This is a genomic window from Virgibacillus sp. SK37 (assembly GCF_000725285.1).
Classification (GTDB): Bacteria; Bacillota; Bacilli; order Bacillales; family Amphibacillaceae; genus Virgibacillus_Q.
In genome coordinates, this window is the sequence record NZ_CP007161.1 from 1,091,277 (window position 1) to 1,117,224 (window position 25,948).

A 25,948-nucleotide genomic window follows, 5' to 3' on the forward strand; every position below is an offset into this window, starting at 1 on the left:
AATGGGGGAAGAACACTCCATTACAGTAAGAGAGCGCATTCTTGCAAGTGAAGATTTTTCTCATAAAAAAGATACGCTTATGCTGTATAAGAATAACTTGGAAACCTTGGATAAAGACTTCTTTACACTGGTAAATGGGATAATCATTAATGAGGAACAAAAAGGTGAAGTTGTTGAGGCAATGCAGCAAAAGACAAAAACGTTTAGAGATAAGAATGAGAATTTGCTGAGTCAATTAGAGAAAGAGATTACTAGAATTTCTAATACCTTAGATGATCAGATTGATGATATGAAGACACAGCGGATGACAATTACTTATGAGGACACACCTTCCGCATAATGAAGTGTTACTAGCAGAAAGGAGGTTATGATGGTGAAAAAGCTTATTTTGTTCTTACTTCTGTTTATCTGGATGACTGGCTGTGGTGGGGAAGATCTTGTAAAAGATGAAGACACAGAAACAGCGCAATCGAAAGAAATGAAGAAGGACATGGATGAAAAAACAGAGGAGGCATCGGAAGCAGAGAACGTAGATGATGAAGATGGGGCTGGAAAAAACGATCTTGGAGAAATGAAAGTGGAGCTGTCTGGTAAAGCAAGCATTAAAGAAGAGAGTGTTACCATCGATGGAGAAAGTAATCTTCTTCCAGGAACGTTCATTTATTCGAGTGGTGTGACTGATAGTGGATTTGCTTCATCCAATTTTATTAGTAAGGCAGAAGTCCAGCAAGATGGAAGCTTTACCTTTGAGTTTGATGGAATAAGTAAAAGTACCACAGTGAAATTGAAATTATATAATACAAAAGATGAAACAAAGAAGCATTATGGGGAGAATTTGGAAAAAATTACTGGACCTCAAAAATATAAAACGGAAAATCATGGAGAGTTCGAAGTAAAAACAGAGTTTTATATTAATACAGACTTGCCAATGCCGTACACCATTCCAATCGAAATTCCAGAATGGGAGGAAAAACCGGACGATTATGGGGACCCAGGTGTCTGGATGAAAGCAGAAGTAGACAGCGATCATCGCTACTTATATTTTCATGGGGAAAGCAATTTAGTAGAAGGTACGCAGGTTGGGGGAAATTTGCGGAAAGCATCAGGAATTATCGATGCATTTTCATTTGGACATACGCGAGTGAATCCAGACGGTACCTTTGAATTACGCGTACCATATCACCAGCTCAAACAGGGTATGTATATGCCAATCCAGGTCGAACCGGACAGAAACAGCTGGGATAATTTTGTGTCAGCATATGGAGAACAAGGAGAAAAGTGGAAAGGTAACCTCGTTAAGAACGATAAAGATGTAAATTATTTGGAATACATAGTAGAGATTGATGCACCTGATTTTGATCCAGCAGAGGATGTAGGATTAACTGTCGATGAAGAGGAAATTAAAATGCAGATGCCAGATCATTTATTATTTGATTTTGATAAAAGTGAATTAAAAGAAGAAGCAAAGAAAACCTTGGATAAAGTCATTCAGGATTTACAGGAGTTAGAGGAAGGAACAAACATTCAGATTAATGGACATACCGATAATGTAGGCGATGCAGATTATAATCAAGAGCTGTCGAAAGAGCGGGCAGATGCTGTGTGGATCTATTTGAAAAAGAATGGGAAGCTGGATGGACTTCGTGTTGAAAAACAAGGGTATGGGGATACTCAGCCAATTGCTTCCAACAAAGATGAAGACGGCCAGAAGAAGAACCGCCGTGTAGAAATTGTAATAAATCCAAAGGAAACCGACTCTTAAGGGAGTTGGTTTTTCTTTTTAGGAAATGATTCTGGTAAATATAAACTTTATGAAGGAAAAAGGTGTTTAATCTTTTGAAGAAGCGGATACATACTCACTAGAATGACATCATCTTTCAAAATAAATTTTTACGGAGGTGGATGAAAATGGCAGACACAAAGTTCAAAACAGGTGAAAATGCACCGGAAAGCGGTAAGTATAAAGTGGATAGCTTGGTGAATGGAGGCTCCTCAAGCAATGACAACACAACCATTGATATGGAACAGGGAGAGCAATTTCCTCCATCACCTTCTTCAAATGAAGCTGCATATTGGGTAAAAGCTTAACATGTTTTAAGAAATTTGTATGTTTTGTAGATAAATCACCGTGGAATTAAGATAGTATAAGCCACACATAAACTAGAAAGGAGCTGCTTAGAATGGCTAATAACAACAAGAAGAATAACAAAATGAGTGTAGAAGAAGCAGGTAAAAAAGGTGGACAGACTACAGCACGTAATCATGACCAGGAATTTTATGAGGAAATCGGCCAAAAAGGCGGAAATACAACTTCTCAGAAACATGATAAAGAATTTTACAAGGATATAGGTAAAAAAGGCGGAGAGACTACTTCCAAGAATCATGATCAGGAATTTTATGAAGAGATTGGTCAAAAAGGTGGAGAGACCACTTCACAGAACCATGATCAAGAGTTTTATGAAGAGATTGGCCAAAAAGGCGGAGAAACAACCTCAAAGAACCATGATCAGGAATTCTATGAAGAGATCGGTCAAAAAGGTGGCAACGTGCGAGGTCGCCAACAACAAAAGAATAACAAAAATAATTAATTCTTTCAACCATTAAACATGAAAAAAGGAAAAGGTGCTGCTCCTTTTCCTTTTTTGTGTTTAAATGAGAGAACCAAGTTTTAAGTGAGAGACATGCAATCTCATTTGAGAGAGAAGTGTGGAAGATGAGAGAGCCATGCCTCAAAATGAGAGAGCACGCTCCAAGATGAGAGAGCCATGCCTCAAAATGAGAGAGCAGGTCCTCGAGTTAGGAGCCCCCATCCCTAGCCAAAGGATAGCCAAATTTTCCATGGGTCAGGAGAACCGTCCCCTAGTCCCAGTTAAAATACTTTCGTTGTCCAATTTTCCCCGTTCCATACTTCTGTTACGATATCTTCATAAAAATGCGGTTCGTGGGAGATTAAGAGCACACTGCCTTTGTACTCCTTTAGTGCCCGTTTTAGTTCTTCTTTCGCATCCTGGTCTAAATGGTTGGTCGGTTCGTCTAATACGAGTAAATTGGTTTCCATGTTAATCAGTTTACAGAGACGAACCTTTGCTTTTTCGCCACCACTTAACACTTTCACCTTACTTTCAATATGCTTCGTAGTCAGTCCACAACGAGCTAAAGCTGCTCGGACTTCATACTGATTCATATGAGGAAATTCGTCCCAAATCTCTTCTAGACAGGATTTGTTGCTGTCTGTTTTCATTTCCTGTTCAAAATAACCAATAGACAGATGTTCCCCCAGCTCTACAGTTCCACTGAGTGCAGGAATTTCACCCAAAATACTTTTTAGAAGCGTTGTTTTTCCAATTCCATTGGCGCCAGAAAGGGCTACTTTCTGTCCACGTTCCATGCTAAGGTTTAATTTATTCGAAAGTGGTTCATCATATCCGATGACCAAATCCTTCGTCTCAAATAAATACTTGCCTGGTGTGCGTGCCTGTTTAAACTCAAATTTCGGTTTCGGCTTTTCTGCATCTAATTCGATGACATCCATTTTATCGAGTTTTTTCTGGCGGGACATGGCCATTTTGCTTGTAGCTGCATTTGCTTTATTTCTGGCAACAAAATCCTTCAGATTGGCAATTTCCTTCTGTTGCTTTTTGTATGCTGCTTCCATTTGTTGCTTTTTCATTTCATAAACACGTAAGAATTCATCATAATCGCCTGGGTACCTGGTGATTTGCTGGTTTTCCATATGATAAATTAAATTAATAACACTATTTAAAAAAGGAATATCATGGGAAATAAGAATGAAAGCATGCTCGTATGCTATGAGATAATTTCGTAGCCATTCAATATGCTCAACATCCAGGTAGTTAGTTGGTTCATCAAGTAGAAGAATATCTGGCTTTTCCAAAAGAAGCTTAGCAAGCAATACTTTGGTTCGTTGCCCTCCACTTAAATCGTGCACATCACGTTCCAAGCCGAAATCGTCAAGCCCTAGTCCGTTGGCAACTTCCTCGACCTTTGCATCAATGATATAAAAATCATTGTTCGTAAGTGCATCCTGGATTCTGCCTGTCTCTTCTAATATCTCTTCCAATTTCTCAGGTTCAACTTCTGCCATTTTTCCGAAAAGCGTATTCATCTCTGTTTCCATATCATACAAATACTGAAATGCAGTTCGCAAAACATCACGTATGGTCATGCCTTGTTTCAAAGCAGCATGCTGATCCAAATAACCAACCCGGACATGCTTTGCCCAGCTAACGGTTCCGGCATCTGGCTCCAATTTTTTAGTAATAATGTTCATAAAAGTGGATTTACCTTCGCCATTGGCACCGATTAATCCAATATGTTCTCCTTGCAATAAACGAAAAGACACATCATCGAAAATTGCTCGATCTCCGAATCCATGGCTTAAATTATTCACTGTTAATAAACTCATCGTTCAAACACCTTTTCTTTTTAAATTCATCTTATCTATTATAAAGGTCATCGCATAAAAAGGATAGGGAAGAATCTGAAGTAAATATAGGTTGTAACTTTTGTGATTTTAGAATTTGCTGTTTTAGAGCTAGATTACGGATGACAAACTTGGAAATATAATACAGAACAACTGTATAGTGTAAGTTACTATGGCTATGGTAATTATTAGGATCGGAGAAACTCCCTTTTTAACATTCCCATTAGGATGATATCATGCCATTCTCCGTTTCGATATAATGCTTCGCGAGATTTGCCTTCTTCGACAAAACCAAGTTTTGTGTACAATTGAACTGCTCTTGTGTTGAAAGAAAAAACTTGTAAGGAAACCCGATGCAGATTTAATTCTTGGAAAGCATAGGTGAGTAGTAATTGTAGAGCCTCTTTTCCATAGCCTTTCCCCCAATAATTCTTTTCACCGATATCAATAATACATTCCGCATCTCGATTTTTTAAATCAAGGTTAATGAGCGAAGTGACGCCGATTGGAGTTTGTTGCGTTCTTTCCATAATAATATAGCTCTTGGAGGAACTGGAATCGAGCATGCGAATCTCTACAAAGTCACTTGTCTCCTTGAATGAATATGTATCCAAAAATAAACTCGTGGAGTTCATCACATCCATATCCATTCTCCATGTATGGTACTGTTCCGTATCACTTTTTTCCATTTTGCGCAGATACACTCTTTCTGAAGAAAACATAGGTTTGCCTCCTTAAATGGCTTTTATAGTTTGGAATTTATCTGGTCGGGGGATTGGCAGTCTCGGGCGGCGGGTAGCCTGTCGCGGCTGGGATGTTTCTAGTCTCGGTAAGGCTGCATGCTGTCGCGGCTGGGATGTTTCTAGTCTCGGTAAGGCTGTCTGCTGTCGCGGCTGGGATGTTTCTAGTCTCGGTAAGGCTGTCTGCTGTCGCGGTTGAGAAGCCAGCTGTCTCGGTAGGTGAGTTACTAGTCTCGCATAGATCATGACATGTCGCGGATCATCTGATTCCAGTCTCGGTAGGTGGGTTTTCTGTTGAGACTTTTGTTTGGTAAGAGTGAACGACTACTTTCATAATGAAAATTGGGATAATCCGGCATCTTTTTATTTAAGAATAAAGGATTACATATAGGCTTGTAATCCTTTATTTTTTAATGAGGTAAACCATTAATCTTTTTTAGTAAAACCCTCTTGTTGCAGATAGTCTGCAGCACCATTGTAAGTTGGATAGGTTGCATCCAGCATATCACCTGCATAGATATCCCATGTTTCATATTCGTGTATCAAGGTAAGTGTATTCCCTTCTTTATCCGCCCAATTTTCGGTTAATGGTTCCTGTTCAGAAAGAGAAGAGATGGACTGTTGGATAATTTGGCGAAGTTCCTTTTCGCTAAAGTCGCGAATGTTTACCATTCCTTTCGTATCAGTGGGATAGATGTCGGTCATCTCTCCAGCATAAACAAATCCATTCCCATTTGGGTGTAATCGATAGACGACAATTTTTTTCTCCAATACACTTTCTTCATAATGAAAATTCACACGACCAAGCGACACATCATGCCGGATCAAGTCAGGAAATGATTCAATAATAGCTAGTTTTTCTTCAAATGTTAGCATGTTACCTCCAGATGTTAGTTATTTTTGTCCATTATAGCATTGGCTGATTAAAAATTACCAATGAAGAAGGGAAAGTATAATAATAACGGGTAATGTCAATAATTATGTGTAAGCTACTAAACAGGGGATTTATCCTCCATATATAGTTATTGATCTAAATAAGATTTAATATGATTCGCTTAGGTTCTCCTTCGCTTGCCTTGCCGGCAAATATATCTTGGATGGTGGTTAGGTTGTCAAGCGGTTTTCTTTACTACTTAGCCACCATCCGAGACAATAGATTAGGCAGGCGAAGGGTGCTACTCATTTAGTTGATATCTTTCTTTAAACATCTTTTGTAATTCTGTATAGGCAGATCTAAAAGTAGTATTTTTCCTGTTTTTCCAAGTTTCATTATAGTCAATAGAAACCAAATAGATGATCTTTTCGACAGCTTTTTCACTAGGTAGACTATTCATCGGTTTAAGCCTCTTTTTAATTTCTTTTATAGCTCTTTCGATTGTATTTGTTGTATATATTTGAGGTCGAATGATTGGTGGATAATCGTAAAACCGTAATAAGTCTGACAAGTCTTCTTCCCATGACTGAATTACCTTTGGATATATTTTTTTCCAATTCTGTTTAAATTTCTCGAAGTTTTCTAATGCTTGTTCTTTATCTTCCGCACGGTAAACTGGTTTTAAATCTTCAAATAAATGTTCTTTATCTTTTACACGTACCATGGATTGAGTATTCCGTAATTTATGAACAACACAGCGCTGTACGTCAGCTTTAGGAAATACTTCTTTTAGCGCTGCGTCTAGTCCTGTTAGACCATCGAAAACGCCTAATAGAACTTCTTCTACACCACGATCGCGTAGTTTATATAACTGTTCTTTCCACACATTAGCACTTTCTTTACCGCCCACACGGAAATCAAGAATTTCCTTTTGTCCATCTTCATTCATCCCAATAATCATATAAATGACCTCGTTATCTACATCCTGCCGGCGCAATTTAAAATAGGTCCCATCTAAATAAAGAACCGAATATCGTCTGGATAATGAACGTTTCTTCCAGCTTTCAATATCGTCTACTACTACATCTGTAATATTACTTATGGTGGCTGCAGAATATTGGTCGCCTAATATTCTTTCAATAAATTGCCCCACTTCTCTCGTGCTGAAACCATGTTGGTACATATTGATAATAGTTTCTCCTAACCATTTTTCACGTCTTTCATAAGGACCAAAAACATGGGTTGTGTAATATCCCTCTCGATCTCTAGGGACAGATAGGTTTATTCTTCCATACTTTGTATCTAAATTGCGTTGATAATAACCATTTTTACTACTATCTAATTCCGGATTTTCTACTTTAAAAAAGTTTTCTCTTTCCTCTTCCATAATTAATTCCAATTTTTCTTTTACAAAGCTTTGTACAAGGTTTTCTAAGTGATTAGAAAATAGATTTTCGGGTAGACTATTAGACATCGGTAGGTCATCCTTTCAATTAGTTATTGGACTAGCTATAAAGAGGATGTCCTACCTATTTTTATTTAAACTTCTTTCTTACACAAAATATTGTACATCATCTAATAACGACAGGGAGAGGGTTAAGTGCCTGATAAATGAGAGAACCACCCATGCAAATGAGAGAGCCGCCCAAAATATGAGAGACCTACCAGCTCAAATGAGAGAGCCGCCCAAAATATGAGAGACCCACCAACTCAAATGAGAGAAACACACAAAATATAAAAACCCCCACTAAGCCAATATGATTAACTTTTTTCACTTCAGGGTACATTCTTTACGTAATATGTTAGGCTGAAAGTAAATACTTTAGGAGGTTATATAAATGAAACAAGAACAGTTAATTTTACATGAACGTCCAAATGGATTGCCTGATGAAAATACCTTTCAATTTAAAGAGGTAGAAGTCGGTGAAGCAAAGGACGGACAAGTATTATTAAAAACACTGTATGTTTCTGTTGATCCATACATGCGTGGCAGAATGTCAGATAGGGATTCCTACGTTGAACCATTTCAGGTTGGAGAGCCACTTGCTGGCGGCGTCGTTGCACAAGTGGTTGAGTCAAAAACGGACGAACTTGAAAAAGGGGATATCGTGCGAGGGAATCTGCCATTTCAGGAGTATCATGTGGTAAAATCGGACACAGTCAGCAAGGTTAACACAAATGGCCTTAATCCGAGTGTGGCATTAGGAGCTCTTGGTATGCCTGGGTTAACAGCTTATTTTGGCATGATGCATATTGGGGAACCAAAACAAGGTGACACGGTCGTTGTTTCTGGTGCTGCGGGAGCAGTTGGGCAAATTGCTGGTCAGCTTGCCAAAAAAGCAGGGGCGCGTGTTGTTGGAATTGTTGGCTCAGAGAAAAAAGCTGCATATATAACCGAAGAGCTTGGCTATGATGCAGCTGTGGAATATAAGAAAGGGGATGTGCATCAGCAATTAAAAGAGGCATGTCCAAACGGTATTGACGTTTATTATGAAAATGTTGGAGGGGAAATTGGCGATGCGGTTTGGCCATTGTTAAATGACTTTGCTCGTGTCCCTGTATGTGGTGCCATTTCTTCCTATAATTTGAAGGAAGGCGAACAGGATATTGGTCTCCGAATCCAACCATTTTTAATTAAATCCCGTACCAAAATGCAAGGCTTTATTGTTGGCGATTTCGCCGATCGATTTAGTGAGGCATATAAATTTCTCGCTGAGGGCGTATCAAATGGCGAACTAAAGTTTGAGGAAACAATTAAAGAAGGATTTAAAACAATACCAGAAGCATTTCTTGGATTGTTCTCTGGAGAAAATATTGGGAAACAACTGGTAAAAGTTGCAGATGAGGAATAATGTAGCAGACTGGTAGATCACCAGTCGGTTGGAATTGACTTTTGGTAGTCTCTGCGTGAATTGAAAACTGAAAAAAAACAAACTAAAAACAGAAGCGGCCAATGGAGGTGCTTCTGTTTTTTAAAAAATTAAGACTGCTTTCAACTAACAATTGCAAATCATGATGACATTGCCATCCGGGTCTTTAATATTAAACCATGCTGTCTGTCCCACCCATTCTATTTCCCTAACGATATCCACTTCTTTCATTGAGATAGATTTATAGGCTGCTTCGATATCCGGTGCAAAGAAGTTGAAAAGCGGGCTTGGACTGATGATATGCTCAAATGTTGGGTCAAAGGTGTGGTCATCAAGCGTAAGGGAAGTTGTTCCATTAACAGGAATATTGTAAACAGGCGATGCTACTTTCTCTAAATCAACATCAAGTCCTAGTATGTCTGCATACCATTGGACTGACTTTTTCAAATTGCTAACATGTACAAAAATACCATTCATTTGATTCTTAATGGGCTGTGCTTGCAAAGTAATCCCCCCTGAACGTGTTGCTTAATGAATAGTTTCTACACTGGCAGGAAAAGTCCTTCCGTTATTTTATTAATTCTTGTTTATGTAGACAATAAATGAATTGCTCTTTACCAAAACGAAATACTGTTTCCTTCATTTGCATGCCAACACTTTCCAGTAGTGCACATGACCTTTGATTCGCTGTTTGCGTCTCTGCAACAAGTTGAGTAACTTGCATTTCATCAAATGCATAGTCAATTAATTTTGCTACGACCTCTCTGGCAATGCCTTTTCCCCACCAAAAAGGAAGTAATTGATAGGATATCTCGGTAGATATACCATCATGGTGCATATCTAAAGAAATGAGTCCGATAAATTGATCTGTGTTTTTTTCTTTAACGGTAAGGTGCACATCTGAAGCACTAGAGGTGAGCATTTTTGCAAAGCTATTTTTAATAGAAGCTTCTTGTACCGGCCCACCTAAAAATTTCCGCACATCTTTATTGCTATACAATTTTTTCACACTTTCATAGTCTTGTTCTGAAATGTCTATTAATCTACAACGAGCGGTTTCCAACATATGAAATCTCCCAGGATCTGAAAGCAAAATTACTTCCATTCCTTTGCCAGCATACTGTATAAAACACAGTCATGAAAATGATCATACAAATACTCTGCATCTCGAAGGATACCATCTTGTCTAAAACCGAGTCGCTCTGGAATACTTCTACTTTTGATATTATCAACACCACATTGGATTTCCACACGGTTTAGTCCATATTCATTAAAGGCCTGTTCGATAAGGGCTTTTACTGCAATTGTCATAATTCCATTTCCTTGGTAGCTGTTGGCTAACCAGTACCCGATGCTTGTTTTTTTGTTGGCTTGATCAATACCATGGAAGCCGACCATACCTGCCAGCTTACCCTTATATAAAATTCCAGCTTGAAAGCCATTGTGGGAAGAAAACTGATTTAGCCACATGTCAATAATCGGCTCATAATCTTCTACCTGCTTCATGCTATCTACCCAGGGGAGCCACTCTCGTAAGTAGCTTCGATCTTTATCTACTAGTGCAAATAACTCCTTCGCATCCTGCCTCTCAAGTAACTTTAAAGAGATTTCTTCATTAATATACTGTATGAACATGTAAACTTCCCCCATTTTAAAAGATTGACCGTAGTATACCAAATTATCAGGAAATAATATACAACTAATTGGTAAAAAGGAAGGGCAAAATTTACTTCCCCATGACAGGTCAGCGCCGTATCCGCGACAAGCAGCACACTCCCCGCGACAACAAGCGCCGCATCCGAGACAAGCAGCACACTCCCCGCGACAGCAAGCACTGTATCCGAGACAAGCATCGCGCTCCCCGCGACAACAAGAGCCGCATCCGAGACAAGCAGCACATTCCCCGCGACAACAAGAGCCGCACCCGAGACAAGCCCCGCGCTCCCCGCGACAACAAGAGCCGCACCCGAGACAAGCAGCACACTCTCCGCGACAGCAAGAGCCGCACCCGAGACGAGCAGCTCACCCACCGCGACAGCAAGTGCCGCATCCGATACTCTCAGCTAGCTCGCCACCTTAGCACACCCCTCGTCATCTTAATTAAAATAACCTCTCAAAGCTGTTTTTACAGCCTCTACATTCCGTATAGATGTATGAACAAGTGTATGTGCATCAGGTCGAATGATGATGACATCATACAATTGCAAACCTAATTTTTCTCTTGCTTCATCGTATAAATCAATGAAACAGTCATCGGTCTCACCTAAAGCCTCTCTTGGCTCATTATCCAATAAGAATACAGGCTTCAATATGTTGCCACACTTTTCATTAAAGATCTCCATTGCTTTCTGTAAAACTGTTTGTTTCACCTGGAAAAAATGTTCATTCCCATAAAAAAGTAAGAGACATTTTCCACTGCGAAGTAGCTCGTAAATGTTTTTATTTTCCCAAGTGGCTGTAACAACGTGAAGTGGTGGGACGCGCACTCCAGCAGGATTTCCTGTTAGCTGTAAAATACGTCTGCTGTATTCTGTATTGGTATAATCATGTGTTAACTGGGAAAGATTTTTCATCACCTTTTTTTGCAGAAAAGGCCGTTGCAGTAATAATTTCATTATGCTGTTTCTCGTTTGTATTGCCCATGGCTGAGCAATGGAGATTACGTTAATCATCCGACTTGTTTTATTAATAATGTCCGCTGCAATTGGTTTTCTTTCTATCTGGTAAGAATCAAGTAGTGTAGGCTGGAAATTGTTTTTAATTACATAAGCCAGTTTCCATGCGACATTTACGGCATCCTGGAAGCCGATATTCATTCCTTGGCCACCGACTGGATTGTGAACATGGGCTGCATCTCCTGCCAGGATCACATTTCTATCCCGATAATAAGCAGCATGTCGATGGGAGGTTGTTAGACTGGATAGCCAGTAAGGATCTTCGATGGACAACGACTTGCCATACACCTGCTCAATGGAAGCACGAAAGGTATCCATGGTCACATTGCTTGGAAAATGATGACCTTGTTTGTTTAGATCAATGACAATAATTCTCGTATAGGCGCCTTTAAACGGAGCGACAAACAAGAGCCCATTTTTGTTGCTTATCAAGTTCAAATACTCTTTGAATGGCGACTGCTTAAGTTTAACATCACCAAGCATCACACTAACTTCCTCCGATTTCCCTTCAAATGGCATGTTTAACAATTTTCGTGTCGCACTATGGGCACCATCACAACCGATCAAATAACGAGCGCTAATTTCTTCTTCTTCATTTGGACCTTTAATTAATGCCTTTACTCCGTTGTGCTCCTGGGTAAGATCTACAAGTCTTTTCGCTCTTTCTACCTTTCTTTGTGGCAAATGATCTTCCAATAAAAACTCTGTTTCCCGTTGAGGAATAATAGTTAAAAAGGAGTAGCTGGTATCCTTATTTAAAAGAGAAAAATTAATACGGAAAAGTGGCTGATTATTTGAATAGAGTTGAGCATGCTTCGCCAAAAATCCTTCTTGTAAAAAAGATGGATAAAGCCCCGCCAACTCCATCATTTCCATAGCGCGCGGATGGACACCAAGCGCCTTTGAATAACGAGAGGGGCCTTGTTTTTTATCAATGATTCTAAAATTAATTCCGTATGTATGGAGCATATTAGCCAGCATCAATCCAGTAGGGCCTGCCCCAATAATCAGTACCTCTGTACGCGTCTGCTTCATTATCAATTCCTCCCTTGCTTAGTACTAATTTACCCTACTCCAAAAAAGTAAAAACAATGGAGAAGTGGTGGAAGCAGGAATAGACATGTTTTACCATAAAAAAGGATATAGTAGATAAGAGATAAGCCTCTGTTGAATTTATGTAAATTTTTTTTCACCTAAGGGTGTTTAAATTGACTTAAACTATTCTCTATCTCAGTATAGAAGGTAGATATTTATTATTAGTTATGCAAAGATCTCCATGCTAAAAGGAGTTGAATTTATGAAATTACTCAAGGTTTTACTAATCATATTAATTATTATTATCGTGTTTTTTCTATTCACCGGAAAAGAGGATGGAAAAAACGAAGGGCAAAAAAGCATGGATCAAGTTGAAGAAAAGGCGGAAGTTGAAGTAACTCTCCCGGCATTTTTCTTTGAGGAGGAAAGGTTACTTGATGATGCGTTTATGGAAGCAGAAAAAAATAATGTGGAAAATGTAAAGCAAAACAAGGATGGTTCTGTAACCTTTGCAATGACCTCCGAACAACACAGAAATTTATTGAAAGACCTGAAAAAAGATTTAAAAGAAAAGATCGATAAAATAATACAAAGTGAAAGTACTCCATCCGTCAAGGAGATTCATCATAATGAGCGTTTTTCCGAATTCACTATAATCGTTGATGAAGAAAAGTATAAAGAAGGTTTCGATGGATTTGCGACATTATCCCTTGGCACTGCTGGCATGTATTACCAAATGTTTAGTGGAGAGGACATGGATGATAGTGAAGTAACAATAAAGCTTGAAAATGTGGACACAGGAGAAGTGTTTGATAAGATGGTATATCCAGATGCATTAAATGGGTCGGAAATAAAGAAGTAACTAAGTTAATATGTTGTTTCGGAGAGAATCGCATGATCATGCATACTGGTGGTAATCTGTGTTGTGGAAATTTGAAGTATGTTCACTAAACTGTATTCGATTATTCAACTAAGCTGAGTTTAGTTTAAAACAAGTTGCAGCTCCACTTGAATGGAATCTATCCCCCAGTGGTGATCATCGATTCTTACACAAAATCCCCTCTTCTTCATACAATATAGGGACGAAGCTGCTACCTGCAAGGTGAGCTTTTTCAACTATAATGTAATCGCTTAAAAAAAGGTTCCAGGTTTAAAAAAAATAGGGAATGTTAACAATGGAGATAAATCATTTTCTTGGGAGGGGTTTCGACGTGGATAGGTTAAGAGCACTGGAAATGCTTGATCGTATGCGACTGCCAAATGGCGCTTATACTGCAAGTCTTTCATCTGATTATAGTTACGTCTGGATCAGAGATGTTTGCTATACGGTTCTGCCATTTCTCCATCAACGATCCGAGCGCTTTGAAAAAGCATATCAAGCCTTGTTTGATATTTTTAAAACCTATGAATGGAAAATTGATATCCATCGGAAGCAAAAGCCTGTACAGCTATATGAGTATATTCATGCAAGGTATTCCAAGGAGCTAAAAGAGATGGATGTCGAGTGGGGGCACGCACAGAATGATGCCATCGGTGCCTTTCTATGGGGCGTTGGAGAAGGGCATAAACACGGCCAACAGGTGATACGTGATGAGAGTGACTTAAGGATCATTCAAAAGCTTGTGGACTATTTGGAATGCGTGGAATACTGGCATGCAGAAGACAATGGCATGTGGGAAGAAAATATGGAGGTACATGCCTCCAGTGTCGGTGCAGCGGTTGCTGGCCTTCAGGCTGTGAAACTGTTAGTCGATGTAAAAGAAGAACTGATTCAAAAAGGTGAGCAGGCATTAAAACAGCTCTTGCCGAATGAAAGTAAGACAAAGGAAACGGATCTTGCCTTGCTCTCTTTGATCTATCCATACAGAATTTTGGACAGAGAGATGGCACAGGAAATACTCGGCAGGCTCACAAATCGGTTGGAACGTTCCCATGGTGTTATACGCTATGAAAATGACCATTATTATAATGAAGGAAGCGAAGCAGAGTGGACATTCGGTTTTCCATGGCTCGGATTATGTTATATGGAGTTAGGCATGATGGACCGTGCAAAGGAGTATGTTGATAAAACAACTAGCAACATACCAGATAATTGGGAAATCCCTGAGCTATTTATCGGTGGAATCAATGTACCGAATGGCAACACACCACTTGCCTGGTCTGTAGCATTATCTTATTTATTTTTGGAAAAGATCGAAGTATTGAATATACAGGAACAATACGTGTAAGAAAAAAACAGATGCACCCTTTTGGGCAGCATCTGTTTTTTTATGGTTCTGATGTGAATGATGATGGGAGATATCCAATGATTGGGAAAATGGACAAACTACGAAGTAACTTGGGGTTCCGGCAGATTATCTCGCTCTGCTGCTGATTAATTAGTTCTCCGGCGGATTATCTCGCTCTACTGCTGATTAATTAGTATCTTACCTTCCCGGTAGCCAGTGATTTCCTCTAGTTCGCATTTTCCTCCTACTATGAATGTATTCGATGAAGTTTGTACCTCAACCTTTCCAATGGAACCTTTTTTAATTACGAATTCCTGTTTAATCTCATTGCTACTTTGTAAGATCACTAAAATTTTTTTCGACAATGCTTCTGAAAACTAGTCAATTATCATCGAAGGAACCGCAATTTTCGCATGGAATATAGAGAGAAAGAGATTAGTTGGAGGGGAATCAGCTTGTGAAGACAGAGAAATCGAATTTAATGGAAGAAACAGACCTGGTGATGCCAGGTGAATTTGATCGCTATTTATTTCATGAAGGTACACTATATGAGAGTTACCGAATGCTTGGTGCACATGTAACCACAAGTCAAAAGCAAAAGGGAGTTCGTTTTGCTGTATGGGCACCAAATGCACTTCAGGTAAACGTGGTGGGGGATTTCAATAACTGGCAAGGGACGAATGATCCGCTTGAACGGATAGAGGCTTCCGGGATTTGGTTTGGTTTTATTCCGGGGTTAGGGGAAGGCGATTTATATAAATACGAAATCCATACTCCTAAGGGAAATGTAATGCAAAAAGCTGATCCGTATGCGTTCGCATCAGAAAAACGACCAAATACAGCATCCATCGTTCACCAGCTGGGCCGCTATGAATGGCTGGATGGAAAGTGGCAAACCAATCGAAAAAGGCGAGATCACTTCCATGAGCCGATGGTGATTTATGAAATGCATGCAGGATCATGGAAGAAAAAGGAGAACGAAGAATTTTATACATACAGGGAGTTAGCGGATGAATTGATTCCTTATGTGGCATCCATTGGTTATACACATATCCAATTTATGCCACTGATGGAGCACCCATATGACAGGTCATGGGGCTATCAGATTACTGGTTTTTATTCGGTGACAAGTCGTTATGGATCCCCAGAGGATTTTAAATACTTGGTAGATCGATGTCATCAGGCGGGACTTGGTGTCATCATGGACTGGGTTCCTTTACATTTTTGTAAAGACGATCATGGTCTTCGGCAATTTGATGGTACACCGTTGTTTGAACCAAGGGAATTGGAAAAAGCCGAGCGACCAAATTGGGGAACCAACAATTTTGATTTTAGTAAGCCAGAGGTAATCAGTTTTCTCATTTCTAATGCGATGTTTTGGCTGGAGGAATATCATATTGATGGTTTTCGTGTTGATGCAGCCTCCTCGATGATCTATTTGAATCATGATAATACACTGGCTGTTCCTGTCACCAATGCTTATGGCGGACCGGAAAACTTGGAAGCAATTTCCTTTATAAAAAAATTAAATGAAGTCATTTTTGCTAAATATCCGCATATACTCATGATTGCGGAAGAAGCGACTGATTATCCACTTGTTACGTCCCCGACCTCCTCAGGTGGGCTTGGGTTTAATTATAAGTGGAACATGGGCTGGGCGAATGATGTGCTTCGCTATATGCAAATGGAAGAAGCGGAACGGAGTCACCATCATCAGTTACTTACATTTTCATTTATGTATGCCTTCTCGGAGAATTTCGTATTGCCATTTTCCCATGATGAGCTTGTTTACGGAAAGCGATCGCTTGTGAACAAGATGTCGGGCGATTATTGGCAGAAGTTTGCTAATTTACGACTGCTATGCGGTTATTTAATGACACACCCGGGGAAAAAGCTGTTGTTTATGGGAAGTGAATTTGCCCAATTTGATGAATGGAAGGATCTAGAGCAGCTTGACTGGAATCTATTGGACTATGATTCACATACAACCTTTCTTCACTATTTTAAGCAACTTACTTCTTTCTACAAAAACAATCGTGCGTTGTGGAGACTGGACCATGAACAAGAGGGGTTTGAGTGGATTGATCCGCATAATTCCGCAGGTCGTGTCATAAGTTTTATACGTAAGGGGAAGCGAAGGGGAGATTATTGTATTGTTGTCTGTAATTTCAGTTCGGCAGTTTATGAGAATTACCGAATCGGAGTGCCTGCTGCAGGCATTTTCCAAGAGAGCTTCAATAGTGACGCAAAGGAGTTCGGTGGCTCGGGTCAGCTAAATACAGATAGATTACATGTTGAAAAAAAGCCATACCATAACCAGCCTTACAGCATGGAGGTTACCGTACCCCCGCTAGGAATGGCGATTTTTACGAAGAAACCAACACAACGAAAGCAGAAAGTACAGAAAAGATTAGGGGTGTTACACAATGAGTAAAAAATGGCTTGCAATGCTTCTTGCCGGTGGACAGGGGACACGGCTCGGCCAGTTGACAAATGCACTGGCAAAACCAGCTGTTCCCTTCGGAGGAAAATATCGTATTATTGATTTCACTTTAAGCAACTGTACCCATTCGGGGATCGATACGGTGGGGGTGCTTACACAGTACCAGCCACATCTGTTAAATGATTATGTCGGTAACGGGAAAGCATGGGATCTGGACCGGAATATTGGAGGAGTTTCCGTACTGCCACCATACCAGGCAAAGGACGGCGGACATTGGTTTGAGGGGACAGCGGACGCTGTTTATCAAAACATTCGCTTCATCGACCAGCATGATCCAGAATATGTCCTCGTTATTTCTGGCGACCATATTTATAAAATGGATTACACAAAGCTGCTTGATACCCATACAAAAAAACATGCCGACGCAACGATTGCCGTTATTGAAGTGCCATGGGAGGAAGCAAGCCGTTTTGGCATTATGAATATAGATGAACAAGGGAAAATTACGGAATTTGCAGAAAAGCCTAATGCGCCTGAAAGCAACCTTGCTTCTATGGGCGTATATCTTTTTAATTGGAAGCTACTGAAACGCTACCTGGAAGAAGATGCTGTCAATGACCTGTCTTCACATGACTTTGGAAAGGATATTATTCCAAGGTTGCTCGGTGATAAAAAAAGTCTGTATACGCACCATTTCGATGGTTACTGGAAAGATGTGGGGACAATTCGGAGTCTATGGGAAGCAAATATGGATCTATTGAATAAGACAGATGGTTTTACGCTTGACGATCCGGATTGGCGAATTTATGCAGGGAATGCGAATAACCCGCCACAATATATTTCTCCTTGGGCGAAGATTGAGCGCTCGCTCATAAATGAAGGAACAATGATTTTTGGCAAGGTGGAAGGTTCGGTTGTTTCCTATAATGTCTCTGTCGGCAAGGGTAGTTTAATAAGGAATTCAGTCATTATGCCAAACGTATCAATCGGTAATAATGTGCGAATTGAAAATGCAATTATTGCCCCTAATTCTGTGATTGCTGATCGGTCTGTGATCGGTTCCGAAAATTCACCTAAAGAAATTACATTATATGGAGAGCAACAGCTCATGCTTTCCAAGCTGGAAAACACGCTGCCATGATAGGAAGGGATGACGTTTAAATGAACAATGTACTTGGGGTAATTAATCTCGTAAACGATAAGCCTTTTTTAAAAGAACTGACAAAGCATCGCTGTCTTGCTTCCGTCCCATTCGGAGGCAGATATCGTTTGATCGATTTCACGCTATCTAACTTTATTCACTCAGAGATAACGGATGTCGTCGTCTTTACCAAAGCAAAACATCGCTCCATCATGGACCATCTTGGCTCTGGTAGAGAGTGGGATCTTGACAGAAGAAATGGGGGACTGCACATTCTTCCACCAGTAAGTCCAGATAAAAAAGTAAAAGGTGATTTGCAGCAATTCCATGAGCATTTGCAAATGTTTAAACAAACAAAAGCAGATTTGATTGTTATTTCTCCAGGTCATCATGTAGGGAAAATAGATTATAGTGATGCAGTCCATGCACATCGAGAAAAACAGGCGGACATTACCATTTTATATAAGGAGTATGATGGGACACCAGTGGAGAAGCCTATCTACCATCAATGCCGCATGCTTCGTGATGGCAGTCTTTTGGATATCGATCTTTTTACAACACCACTTCCTGGTGCGCATGTTTGCTTGGAAACATATATTATAGATAAAGCATTGTTTATCCAACTCATTGAGCGCTGTATAGAACAAGAGGAATATGATTTTCTAAAAGACGTGGTGAAGGCAAATCAGCATAGGCTGAATATCCAAGGATACGAATTTGCAGGTCATTTGCCATTTATCCATTCTAACCAAAGCTATCATAAAAGCAATATGGATTTTTTAAACCCGGAAATCATCTATGATTATTTTTACAAACATGGCGATATCTTTACAAAAGTGAAGCATGAAGCACCGGCAACCTATACTGCTACATCAAATGTGAGCAATTCACTCGTTGCTAACGGTTGTGAAATCGAAGGAAAAGTGGAAAACAGCATCTTATTTCGTGGAGTGAAAGTACATAAGGATGCTGTCGTAAAGAATAGTATTATTATGCAAAGAGGAGAAATTGGAGCAGGTGTGGAAATTGATGGTGTCATCGCAGATAAGCATGTAAAGTTGATCAACGGTCAAATGACTAGGACAGCTGGACAAATTCAGGTGATTGAAAAATCGGCTTTACGATAGTGGGGGATAGGAATGAATATAGTCTTTGCAGCATCTGAATGTGCACCATTTATTAAGACAGGTGGGCTTGGCGATGTGATTGGATCATTGCCAAAAGCGCTTTTAGATCAAGGTGTCGAGGTAAGTGTCATGCTGCCCAAATACGAAGATTTGCCATTTTTCTTAAAACAGGAGATGGAAAATGTAGCTCAAATGGAAGTCCCTGTCGGATGGCGAACACAATATTGTGGTATTGAAAAAGTCGAACGGGATAGTATCTGCTATTATTTTCTTGATAATGAATATTATTTCAAGCGTCACGGAAGCTATGGCTTTTTTGATGATGGGGAACGATTCGCCTTTTTCTCTCGTGCCGTTCTGGAAGCTTTACCCTACCTGAATAGAAAGCCTGATATTATTCACTGTCATGATTGGCAAACAGGTCTAATTAGTGTGTTGTTGAAAGCCCGTTATAGTAATCATCCATTCTATTCAGGGATAAAGACCGTTTTTACTATCCATAATTTACGTTACCAAGGCGTTTACCCAAAGGAAGTACTATCCGATTTGTTGGATTTAAGTGAATTGTATTTTCATATGAATGGCCTGGAGTTCCACGGGAATGTTAGTTATTTGAAAGCAGGTCTGGCATATGCTGATCAGATCACTACCGTAAGTCCAACGTATGCAGAGGAAATACAACTACCACATTATGGAGAGCAGTTAGACGGCTTTTTGCGGGAACGAGATGGTTTCCTGCAAGGGATTGTGAATGGAATTGATACAGAGGAGTATAATCCGGAGTTAGATCGTTTTATTTTCCAATCGTATGATGATGTCGAGGGAAAACAAGCAAATAAGCTGCAATTACAAGAAAAGCTGGATCTCCCTGTTGATCGTACTATTCCTGTTGTTTCCATGGTAACAAGACTTGTTGAACAAAAAGGCATCGATCTGGTGCTCCATGTATTTCGTGAAATACTCGGGCAAGGTGTCCAGTTTATTCTACTTGGGACGGGAGATGGGCACTATGAACAGAGATTTCGGGAGCTAGCTAAGGAATACCCGGAGCAGGTAAGGGTGCAATTATTTTTTGATGAAGGATTGGCAAGACAGATCTATGCAGGCTCCGACCTGTTTCTCATGCCATCTCAATTTGAACCATGTGGCATCGGGCAACTACTGGCAATGCGCTATGGGACAATTCCAATTGTCAGAGAAACCGGTGGCTTGAAGGATACCGTTGCCCCATATGATGTTTTACGAGATACAGGCTACGGGTTTACGTTCACCAACTATAATGCCCATGACATGTTGTATGTACTGGAGCAGGCAGTGGGTCTATTCCGTTATCAGCCTGGCAAATGGAAGCAGCTGGTAGAACGAGCCATGCGCCAAGACTTCAGCTGGAATGCATCAGCACAAGCATACCTAAAACTATATGTGTCACTATTGAAAGAAAAAACAGCCATTTAAGGATGGCTGTTTTTTTTGGTGGAATGAGAGAAAAGATGTAGATATGAGAGGGAAAACTATTATATGAGAGAGTGCCCTTCCCAAATGAGAGAGGAAGCCTGTATATGAGAGACCACCGCACTCAAATGAGAGAGCAAGCTATTGTATGAGAGAGTGCCCTTCTCAAATGAGAGAGCAAGCTATTGTATGAGAGAGTGCCCTTCTCAAATGAGAGAGCAAGCTATTTATAAGAGACCTCCGTTCCAAAATGAACCCGCTCCTCATTTGATACATCCCAACTATAGATCAGAAAACTGCATCTATAGTTGAATATTAATTTCCACCATGGAGCATGCTGAAGATAAAGGTTATTTGGAAAGGAAATTAATATGTTTAATATCTTTTCAAAAAAAAATAAAGAAAAACATACATTTAAGAATGAAACGCGTCCATATCAATCTAATTCTGTATCTGATGAGACATTATCAAATGATTTACATAAAAATATTACAAAGGTAAAAGTATCGTTTGCAGATACTGCTGATTTGGTATGCAAAACAATTAATTGGGACGGTAAAAATGGCTCCCTTTTGTATTTAGAAACTTTGGTAAATAACGAATCAATTGAAAATCATGTCATTAAACCGATTAAACAAGCAAATGGCCAACCAATTAAAGAAGTTGTTACAGCACTTGATGTAAATGAATCAATCAAACTGTCAGAGGTCGTAGAAGCCCTAACAAGCGGCTTTTGTGCTTTCCTCCAACCAAAGTCAAATAAGGTAATCCTTATAAAGGTAAGTAAGCAAAATAATCGCCCACCAGAGGAACCATTTAACGAACAGGTTATCAGGGGAGCGCATATTGGATTCATTGAAGATTTAAACACCAATATCAACTTAATAAGAAACCAGGTGCAAAATCCAAAGCTTAAGGTAGAATATATTAAGCTTGGAAAAACGGTATCCACAAACGTAGCAATTATGTATTTTGACGACCTTGCAAATAAAGAGCTAATCAGTAAAATAAAAGAACGTCTTCAATCCATATCGGCGGATTTCATCCAAATACCCGGTTATATACAGGAATATATAGAAGAACGGACCTATTCACCATTTCCACAAACATTAAACACAGAAAGACCAGATCGACTTATTGCTAATCTAATGGATGGGAGGGTGGGCATTATGATGAGTGGGACTCCCACCTGTCTGGTAGCACCTTCTTCTTTAATTGCTTTTTTCCAATCTCCTGATGACTACAACGGCAGAGTAATGATTGGATCATTTTACAGGTTTATTCGTGTGTTTAGTTTTTTTGTCACGGTCGGTTTGCCTGCCCTTTATATTGCCGTAGTTTCTTTTCACTATGAATCCGTGCCTGTTGAATTATTATTTGCAATTAAATCTTCCTTGGAACCTATACCTGTGCCGCCTCTGTTAGAAGCGATGTTTATGGCAATAACATTAGAACTAATTAGAGAGGCGACGATACGACTGCCAAATCCAGTTGCACAAACGATTGGAGTTGTAGGTGGATTGGTAATCGGGAATGCGGTAGTTGATGCAAATCTTGTTTCAAATATGATGATTATTGTTATAGCAATTACAGCTATTTCATCCTTTATTATGCCTTCAACTGAAATGAGCACAACCATTCGATTACTAAGTTTTCCATTAATGATCGCGGCTGCTCTGTTTGGATTAATAGGAATTGTAATTGGATTTTTGATCATTGTCATTCATTTATGCAAGCTAGAGTCGTTTGGTTCTCCTTACTTTGCACCGTTTGGCCCGTTACGGTGGAAAGAATTAAAAGATACTATAATCCGCTTTCCAACCTGGATGCTTCATAACAGACCAAAGGATTCTCAGGCTGCTTACCGGACTAATCAGGCGGAAAACCCAAGAGATTGGGATGAAAAAAATGAATAACAAAGGCATTTTGACATGGTGGGCCGCCTTTTCAATCTTGGTACAGGTACAAATTGGTATAGGGATTTTATCTCTACCACGAAATGTTCACCAGATTGCAAAAGGAGATGGGTGGATATCTGTTCTTCTTGCCGGATTAACTATCCAATTACTTGTTACAATTATCTGGTTGCTGGCAACACGCTTTAAAGCACAAACTCTATATGAATTTGCGCCTAAACTCGTTGGTAAATATCTAGGTAGTTTAATTAACTTAGCATACAGTGTTTATTTCTTAAGTATGGTGTTTTTAACTACCTTACTATTTACTGATATCTTAAAACGCTGGGTATTATTCAAGACCCCGCATCTTGTTATATACGTATTAGTCCTTGGTGTAACTTATTATCTTGCGAAGGATAATATGAAGGTGATTGCCCGATTTTATACGTTTACATCCGCATTTGTTATCGTACTAATCCTTATTCTAGTCCCTGCAATAGTCTATTTTGATATCCGTTTTGTACTACCTGTAGGCCAAGCAGGTATGATGAATATTTTGAAGGGCATAGAAGAAGTTACAAATTCGATGCTGGGATTTGAATTATTGTTGGTGCTTTTTCCATTTATCGATGAAAGATTTAGACGTTATAGCATCGTCGTGGCTGCAAATGCATTTGTTACTATACTGTATACACTTATCGTATTTATTACGATAACGGTTTTTAGTCCGGCAGAAATTAAGTTAATTCCTGAACCAGTTCTCTACATGCTCAAGTCCTTCAAATTTGATTTAGTAGAGAGAATTGATCTTTTATTTATATCCGTGTGGTTTGTAAGTATCGTCACAACTTTGGTTATGTACCTATATGTGGCTTCATTGGGAGTAACAACAATATTTAAGAGGAAATCACATGCACCAATGGTTGGATGGTGCGTTCTTTTAATCATTACAGTACTATTTTTTTCAGATAAAGATATTTATGGGATTGTAAACTATGTCCGGGTGATATCTAACGCGAGCTACCTATTTATCTTTGTTCTTCCACTTTTGTTACTATTTCTCTCTTTTATTAGGAAGGAGCGGAGCAAATGAAGAGGCTGCAGCGCGCATTGTTGATACTTATGCCAATTATATTACTTAGCTTAACAGGCTGTTGGGATCAGCAAATGCTAAAGGAAAATCGTCTGATTTACGGAATCGGGTATGATCCAGGTGAGGATGAAAAGCTCAGGGAAACAGTAGTAATTCGTTCTGTTCCCAAAGATCCGAAGGCTGGAATTGCTAACGAAATCGTTAGCGTTAATGGTACAACGATTCGAGAACTCCGTAGCCTATTGAATAAGCGTATTTCTGGTGATTTTGCAGAAGGAAAAGCAAGAATGATTTTACTTAATGAAGACTTAGCTAAAATAGATATTTATCCCTTTCTTGATTCCTTTTATCGGGATCCACGAAGTCCGCTTGGTGCCAAGCTTGCAGTAGTAAAAGGAAGCGTAGAGAAAATATACCGCATTCAACAAAAAGAGCAAACTTTAATTATAGAGTATATTGAAGAGTTATTAGACAATGAAGAACGCAATGGAACGATACCGAAGCAATCAATTCAAATGATTGGTACTCAATTATTCGATGAGGGTAGAGATTTTGGTCTGCCTTTACTTCATTACGATGAAGAGAACGAGGGGGTAGAATTAGATGGACTCGCTTTATTCAATAAACGCAGCTATACTGGTGAAAATCTCACTGGACACCAATCAAAGATGATGATGATTTTGGCTGAAGAACGTGGAAAAAATATTGAACTCACGTTTAAAGTAGACAACCAAGAGAAAGAGAATTGGTTATACAATTATGTTTCTTTCATTATTTCTGATGCAGATACGAAAAAAGATATAATGTATGATGCTTCATCAGGTCAGTTTATTGTTAAATTGTATATTCAAGTGGAAGTACAAATACAGGAATATGCCTCGGATCACCTATACAAGAAGGAGAAGGCAGATGAGTTAGAAAAGGTAATAAAAGAAAGACTCTATGAAGACGCTATAGAAGTAATCACTAAATTACAAGAGGTTAATTCAGATGTGTTTGGTTACGGCAGAGACCTGTTAGCTTATCATGCAAAAAAATTACATGAGAAGCGATTACCAGAGAATTATTTTAAAGATATACAGATCAAACCAATCTTTCAAGTGACGATTACGGAGACAGGAGGTACTTATTAAAGGTTTTTAAAGAAGCTATTTAAAAAGGACAAAAGCAGTTAAACTCCGACTTCTGATAACTAAGATAAACATTAGCAGAAGTTTTAATTGAAAAATTTAAAATATCACCCTTTTTTAAGTTTTAGAACATTTCGCTACTGTATTTACTTTTGCACATCTTGCGTATAGACTACTTAATGTATTGATTAAAAGGGGGTACAATTCCATGAAGAAAATTTTCATACTATTCGCTATGCTATTGGCGCTTGTGTTAACAGCATGTGGCCAAACACAAAATAACACAGATAGCTCAAATGGTGAAGATACAAATGCAGAAGAAACTGCAGAAAAGAAAGATGATGGAGAAAAGGACGAAGCAGCAGTTAAAAAGGCGCTTTTAGGTAATTACTTAGATGTTGCTAAAACAGTTCGTCCATATCAAACAAAGATTAACATGTATGTAGAATCCGTAAACAATCCAGAGGCTGAAGCTACAATTGAAACAACAAAAGAAGATGCCATAACTGCAGCAGAAGAAGCTGCTACAGCAATTGAAGGTATCAAAGTAGAAGATCTGGATGAAGATAAAACAGCTACATTTAATGATGCTTTGACAGAATTAAAAGGTGCTTACGAAGCATACGCAAAAGCACTTGACGAAGAAGAAATTGACGCTGCAGCCGCAGAAGAAAAAATTAATGCAACAAATGAAAAATTGACTCCGTTATTTGAAGATGCTGGATTACACGCTCCGAATTTAGCGAAGGAAATTAACTAAGGAAAAAATTGCACCTCCAATTAATATGGAGGTGTTTT

The 25,948-nt window shown here is 39.2% G+C and carries 23 protein-coding genes; 15 read left to right on the forward strand and 8 right to left on the reverse strand.

The window, feature by feature from the left end; genetic code table 11:
• Nucleotide 1: 1 nt before the first annotated feature.
• The 4 genes from X953_RS05465 to X953_RS05480 all read left to right on the forward strand — a co-directional run bounded on the left by X953_RS05465 (nt 2) and on the right by X953_RS05480 (nt 2,588).
• Nucleotides 2-340, forward strand: a complete 339-nt coding sequence (locus X953_RS05465) for a hypothetical protein (RefSeq protein ID WP_040954694.1) — start codon at nt 2-4, stop codon at nt 338-340.
• Between the two features lie 33 nt (nt 341-373).
• Nucleotides 374-1,762 (forward strand): OmpA family protein, encoded by a 1,389-nt coding sequence (locus X953_RS19035; protein ID WP_198023314.1) that lies wholly within the window; start codon nt 374-376, stop codon nt 1,760-1,762.
• A gap of 146 nt (nt 1,763-1,908) precedes the next feature.
• Nucleotides 1,909-2,088, forward strand: a complete 180-nt coding sequence (locus tag X953_RS05475; RefSeq protein ID WP_040954695.1) for a YjzC family protein — start codon at nt 1,909-1,911, stop codon at nt 2,086-2,088.
• A gap of 92 nt (nt 2,089-2,180) precedes the next feature.
• Nucleotides 2,181-2,588 (forward strand): general stress protein, encoded by a 408-nt coding sequence (locus tag X953_RS05480; protein ID WP_040954696.1) that lies wholly within the window; start codon nt 2,181-2,183, stop codon nt 2,586-2,588.
• Between the two features lie 281 nt (nt 2,589-2,869).
• On the opposite strand, the gene X953_RS05485 is transcribed toward X953_RS05480, so the two are convergent.
• From X953_RS05485 to X953_RS05500, 4 genes are all read right to left on the reverse strand, one after another.
• Complete coding sequence (locus X953_RS05485) at nt 2,870-4,426, reverse strand: ABC-F family ATP-binding cassette domain-containing protein (RefSeq protein ID WP_040954697.1); 1,557 nt, start codon at nt 4,424-4,426, stop codon at nt 2,870-2,872.
• Between the two features lie 206 nt (nt 4,427-4,632).
• A complete protein-coding gene (locus tag X953_RS05490; protein WP_040954698.1) occupies nt 4,633-5,166 on the reverse strand; it encodes a GNAT family N-acetyltransferase in 534 nt (177 codons plus the stop codon).
• A gap of 444 nt (nt 5,167-5,610) precedes the next feature.
• The gene (locus X953_RS05495) at nt 5,611-6,060 is read right to left on the reverse strand and encodes a hypothetical protein (protein WP_040954699.1); all 450 of its coding nucleotides are present in this window, start codon (nt 6,058-6,060) and stop codon (nt 5,611-5,613) included.
• Nucleotides 6,061-6,359: 299 nt separating this feature from the next.
• Nucleotides 6,360-7,532 carry an IS256 family transposase gene (locus tag X953_RS05500; RefSeq protein WP_040954375.1) on the reverse strand — a complete coding sequence of 391 codons (1,173 nt, stop codon included), beginning with the start codon at nt 7,530-7,532 and terminating at the stop codon, nt 6,360-6,362.
• Nucleotides 7,533-7,896: 364 nt separating this feature from the next.
• On the opposite strand from X953_RS05500, the gene X953_RS05505 reads away from it, so the two are divergent.
• Nucleotides 7,897-8,910 carry an NADP-dependent oxidoreductase gene (locus X953_RS05505; protein ID WP_040954700.1) on the forward strand — a complete coding sequence of 338 codons (1,014 nt, stop codon included), beginning with the start codon at nt 7,897-7,899 and terminating at the stop codon, nt 8,908-8,910.
• A 144-nt stretch (nt 8,911-9,054) separates the two neighbouring features.
• Here the strand turns inward: X953_RS05505 and X953_RS05510 are convergent, their stop codons facing one another.
• From X953_RS05510 to X953_RS05530, 4 genes are all read right to left on the reverse strand, one after another.
• Nucleotides 9,055-9,432 (reverse strand): VOC family protein, encoded by a 378-nt coding sequence (locus X953_RS05510; protein ID WP_198023315.1) that lies wholly within the window; start codon nt 9,430-9,432, stop codon nt 9,055-9,057.
• Nucleotides 9,433-9,496: 64 nt separating this feature from the next.
• Complete coding sequence (locus X953_RS05515) at nt 9,497-9,994, reverse strand: GNAT family N-acetyltransferase (protein ID WP_040954701.1); 498 nt, start codon at nt 9,992-9,994, stop codon at nt 9,497-9,499.
• A gap of 29 nt (nt 9,995-10,023) precedes the next feature.
• The gene (locus X953_RS05520; protein ID WP_040954702.1) at nt 10,024-10,563 is read right to left on the reverse strand and encodes a GNAT family N-acetyltransferase; all 540 of its coding nucleotides are present in this window, start codon (nt 10,561-10,563) and stop codon (nt 10,024-10,026) included.
• Between the two features lie 461 nt (nt 10,564-11,024).
• Nucleotides 11,025-12,638 (reverse strand): FAD-dependent monooxygenase, encoded by a 1,614-nt coding sequence (locus X953_RS05530; RefSeq protein WP_040954704.1) that lies wholly within the window; start codon nt 12,636-12,638, stop codon nt 11,025-11,027.
• Nucleotides 12,639-12,900: 262 nt separating this feature from the next.
• Here X953_RS05530 and X953_RS05535 point away from each other — a divergent pair, with 262 nt between their 5' ends.
• The 10 genes from X953_RS05535 to X953_RS05580 all read left to right on the forward strand — a co-directional run bounded on the left by X953_RS05535 (nt 12,901) and on the right by X953_RS05580 (nt 25,910).
• Nucleotides 12,901-13,500: a hypothetical protein gene (locus tag X953_RS05535; protein WP_052350050.1), complete on the forward strand. Its 600-nt coding sequence runs from the start codon at nt 12,901-12,903 to the stop codon at nt 13,498-13,500.
• Between the two features lie 313 nt (nt 13,501-13,813).
• Nucleotides 13,814-14,866, forward strand: a complete 1,053-nt coding sequence (locus X953_RS05540; protein WP_369792729.1) for a glycoside hydrolase family 15 protein — start codon at nt 13,814-13,816, stop codon at nt 14,864-14,866.
• Between the two features lie 481 nt (nt 14,867-15,347).
• A complete protein-coding gene (glgB, locus tag X953_RS05545; RefSeq protein ID WP_040956984.1) occupies nt 15,348-17,300 on the forward strand; it encodes a 1,4-alpha-glucan branching protein GlgB in 1,953 nt (650 codons plus the stop codon).
• On the forward strand, nt 17,293-18,450 hold the full coding sequence (locus tag X953_RS05550; protein WP_040954706.1) for a glucose-1-phosphate adenylyltransferase: 1,158 nt from the start codon (nt 17,293-17,295) through the stop codon (nt 18,448-18,450). Before glgB ends, X953_RS05550 begins: the two co-directional genes overlap by 8 nt.
• 20 nt (nt 18,451-18,470) lie before the next feature.
• Nucleotides 18,471-19,577: a glucose-1-phosphate adenylyltransferase subunit GlgD gene (gene glgD / locus X953_RS05555; protein ID WP_040954707.1), complete on the forward strand. Its 1,107-nt coding sequence runs from the start codon at nt 18,471-18,473 to the stop codon at nt 19,575-19,577.
• 12 nt (nt 19,578-19,589) lie between these two features.
• A complete protein-coding gene (gene glgA, locus X953_RS05560; protein ID WP_040954708.1) occupies nt 19,590-21,032 on the forward strand; it encodes a glycogen synthase GlgA in 1,443 nt (480 codons plus the stop codon).
• Nucleotides 21,033-21,400: 368 nt separating this feature from the next.
• The gene (locus X953_RS05565; protein ID WP_040954709.1) at nt 21,401-22,945 is read left to right on the forward strand and encodes a spore germination protein; all 1,545 of its coding nucleotides are present in this window, start codon (nt 21,401-21,403) and stop codon (nt 22,943-22,945) included.
• The gene (locus tag X953_RS05570) at nt 22,938-24,020 is read left to right on the forward strand and encodes a GerAB/ArcD/ProY family transporter (protein WP_198023316.1); all 1,083 of its coding nucleotides are present in this window, start codon (nt 22,938-22,940) and stop codon (nt 24,018-24,020) included. The genes X953_RS05565 and X953_RS05570 overlap by 8 nt, the downstream gene beginning before the upstream one ends.
• A complete protein-coding gene (locus tag X953_RS05575) occupies nt 24,017-25,153 on the forward strand; it encodes a Ger(x)C family spore germination protein (protein WP_040954711.1) in 1,137 nt (378 codons plus the stop codon). The genes X953_RS05570 and X953_RS05575 overlap by 4 nt, the downstream gene beginning before the upstream one ends.
• Before the next feature lie 205 nt (nt 25,154-25,358).
• Nucleotides 25,359-25,910: a hypothetical protein gene (locus X953_RS05580; RefSeq protein WP_040954712.1), complete on the forward strand. Its 552-nt coding sequence runs from the start codon at nt 25,359-25,361 to the stop codon at nt 25,908-25,910.
• Nucleotides 25,911-25,948: the final 38 nt, after the last annotated feature.

Bases quoted from the DNA above. Each gene is read 5' to 3' on its own strand.
- X953_RS05465 (WP_040954694.1), top strand. From the start codon at position 2: ATGGGGGAAGAACACTCCATTACAGTAAGAGAGCGCATTCTTGCAAGT.
- X953_RS05475 (WP_040954695.1), top strand. From the start codon at position 1,909: ATGGCAGACACAAAGTTCAAAACAGGTGAAAATGCACCGGAAAGCGGT.
- X953_RS05480 (WP_040954696.1), top strand. From the start codon at position 2,181: ATGGCTAATAACAACAAGAAGAATAACAAAATGAGTGTAGAAGAAGCA.
- X953_RS05485 (WP_040954697.1), bottom strand. From the start codon at position 4,426: ATGAGTTTATTAACAGTGAATAATTTAAGCCATGGATTCGGAGATCGA.
- X953_RS05490 (WP_040954698.1), bottom strand. From the start codon at position 5,166: ATGTTTTCTTCAGAAAGAGTGTATCTGCGCAAAATGGAAAAAAGTGAT.
- X953_RS05495 (WP_040954699.1), bottom strand. From the start codon at position 6,060: ATGCTAACATTTGAAGAAAAACTAGCTATTATTGAATCATTTCCTGAC.
- X953_RS05500 (WP_040954375.1), bottom strand. From the start codon at position 7,532: ATGTCTAATAGTCTACCCGAAAATCTATTTTCTAATCACTTAGAAAAC.
- X953_RS05505 (WP_040954700.1), top strand. From the start codon at position 7,897: ATGAAACAAGAACAGTTAATTTTACATGAACGTCCAAATGGATTGCCT.
- X953_RS05515 (WP_040954701.1), bottom strand. From the start codon at position 9,994: ATGTTGGAAACCGCTCGTTGTAGATTAATAGACATTTCAGAACAAGAC.
- X953_RS05520 (WP_040954702.1), bottom strand. From the start codon at position 10,563: ATGTTCATACAGTATATTAATGAAGAAATCTCTTTAAAGTTACTTGAG.
- X953_RS05530 (WP_040954704.1), bottom strand. From the start codon at position 12,638: ATGAAGCAGACGCGTACAGAGGTACTGATTATTGGGGCAGGCCCTACT.
- X953_RS05535 (WP_052350050.1), top strand. From the start codon at position 12,901: ATGAAATTACTCAAGGTTTTACTAATCATATTAATTATTATTATCGTG.
- X953_RS05540 (WP_369792729.1), top strand. From the start codon at position 13,814: ATGGAGATAAATCATTTTCTTGGGAGGGGTTTCGACGTGGATAGGTTA.
- glgB (WP_040956984.1), top strand. From the start codon at position 15,348: ATGGAAGAAACAGACCTGGTGATGCCAGGTGAATTTGATCGCTATTTA.
- X953_RS05550 (WP_040954706.1), top strand. From the start codon at position 17,293: ATGAGTAAAAAATGGCTTGCAATGCTTCTTGCCGGTGGACAGGGGACA.
- glgD (WP_040954707.1), top strand. From the start codon at position 18,471: ATGAACAATGTACTTGGGGTAATTAATCTCGTAAACGATAAGCCTTTT.
- glgA (WP_040954708.1), top strand. From the start codon at position 19,590: ATGAATATAGTCTTTGCAGCATCTGAATGTGCACCATTTATTAAGACA.
- X953_RS05565 (WP_040954709.1), top strand. From the start codon at position 21,401: ATGTTTAATATCTTTTCAAAAAAAAATAAAGAAAAACATACATTTAAG.
- X953_RS05570 (WP_198023316.1), top strand. From the start codon at position 22,938: ATGAATAACAAAGGCATTTTGACATGGTGGGCCGCCTTTTCAATCTTG.
- X953_RS05575 (WP_040954711.1), top strand. From the start codon at position 24,017: ATGAAGAGGCTGCAGCGCGCATTGTTGATACTTATGCCAATTATATTA.
- X953_RS05580 (WP_040954712.1), top strand. From the start codon at position 25,359: ATGAAGAAAATTTTCATACTATTCGCTATGCTATTGGCGCTTGTGTTA.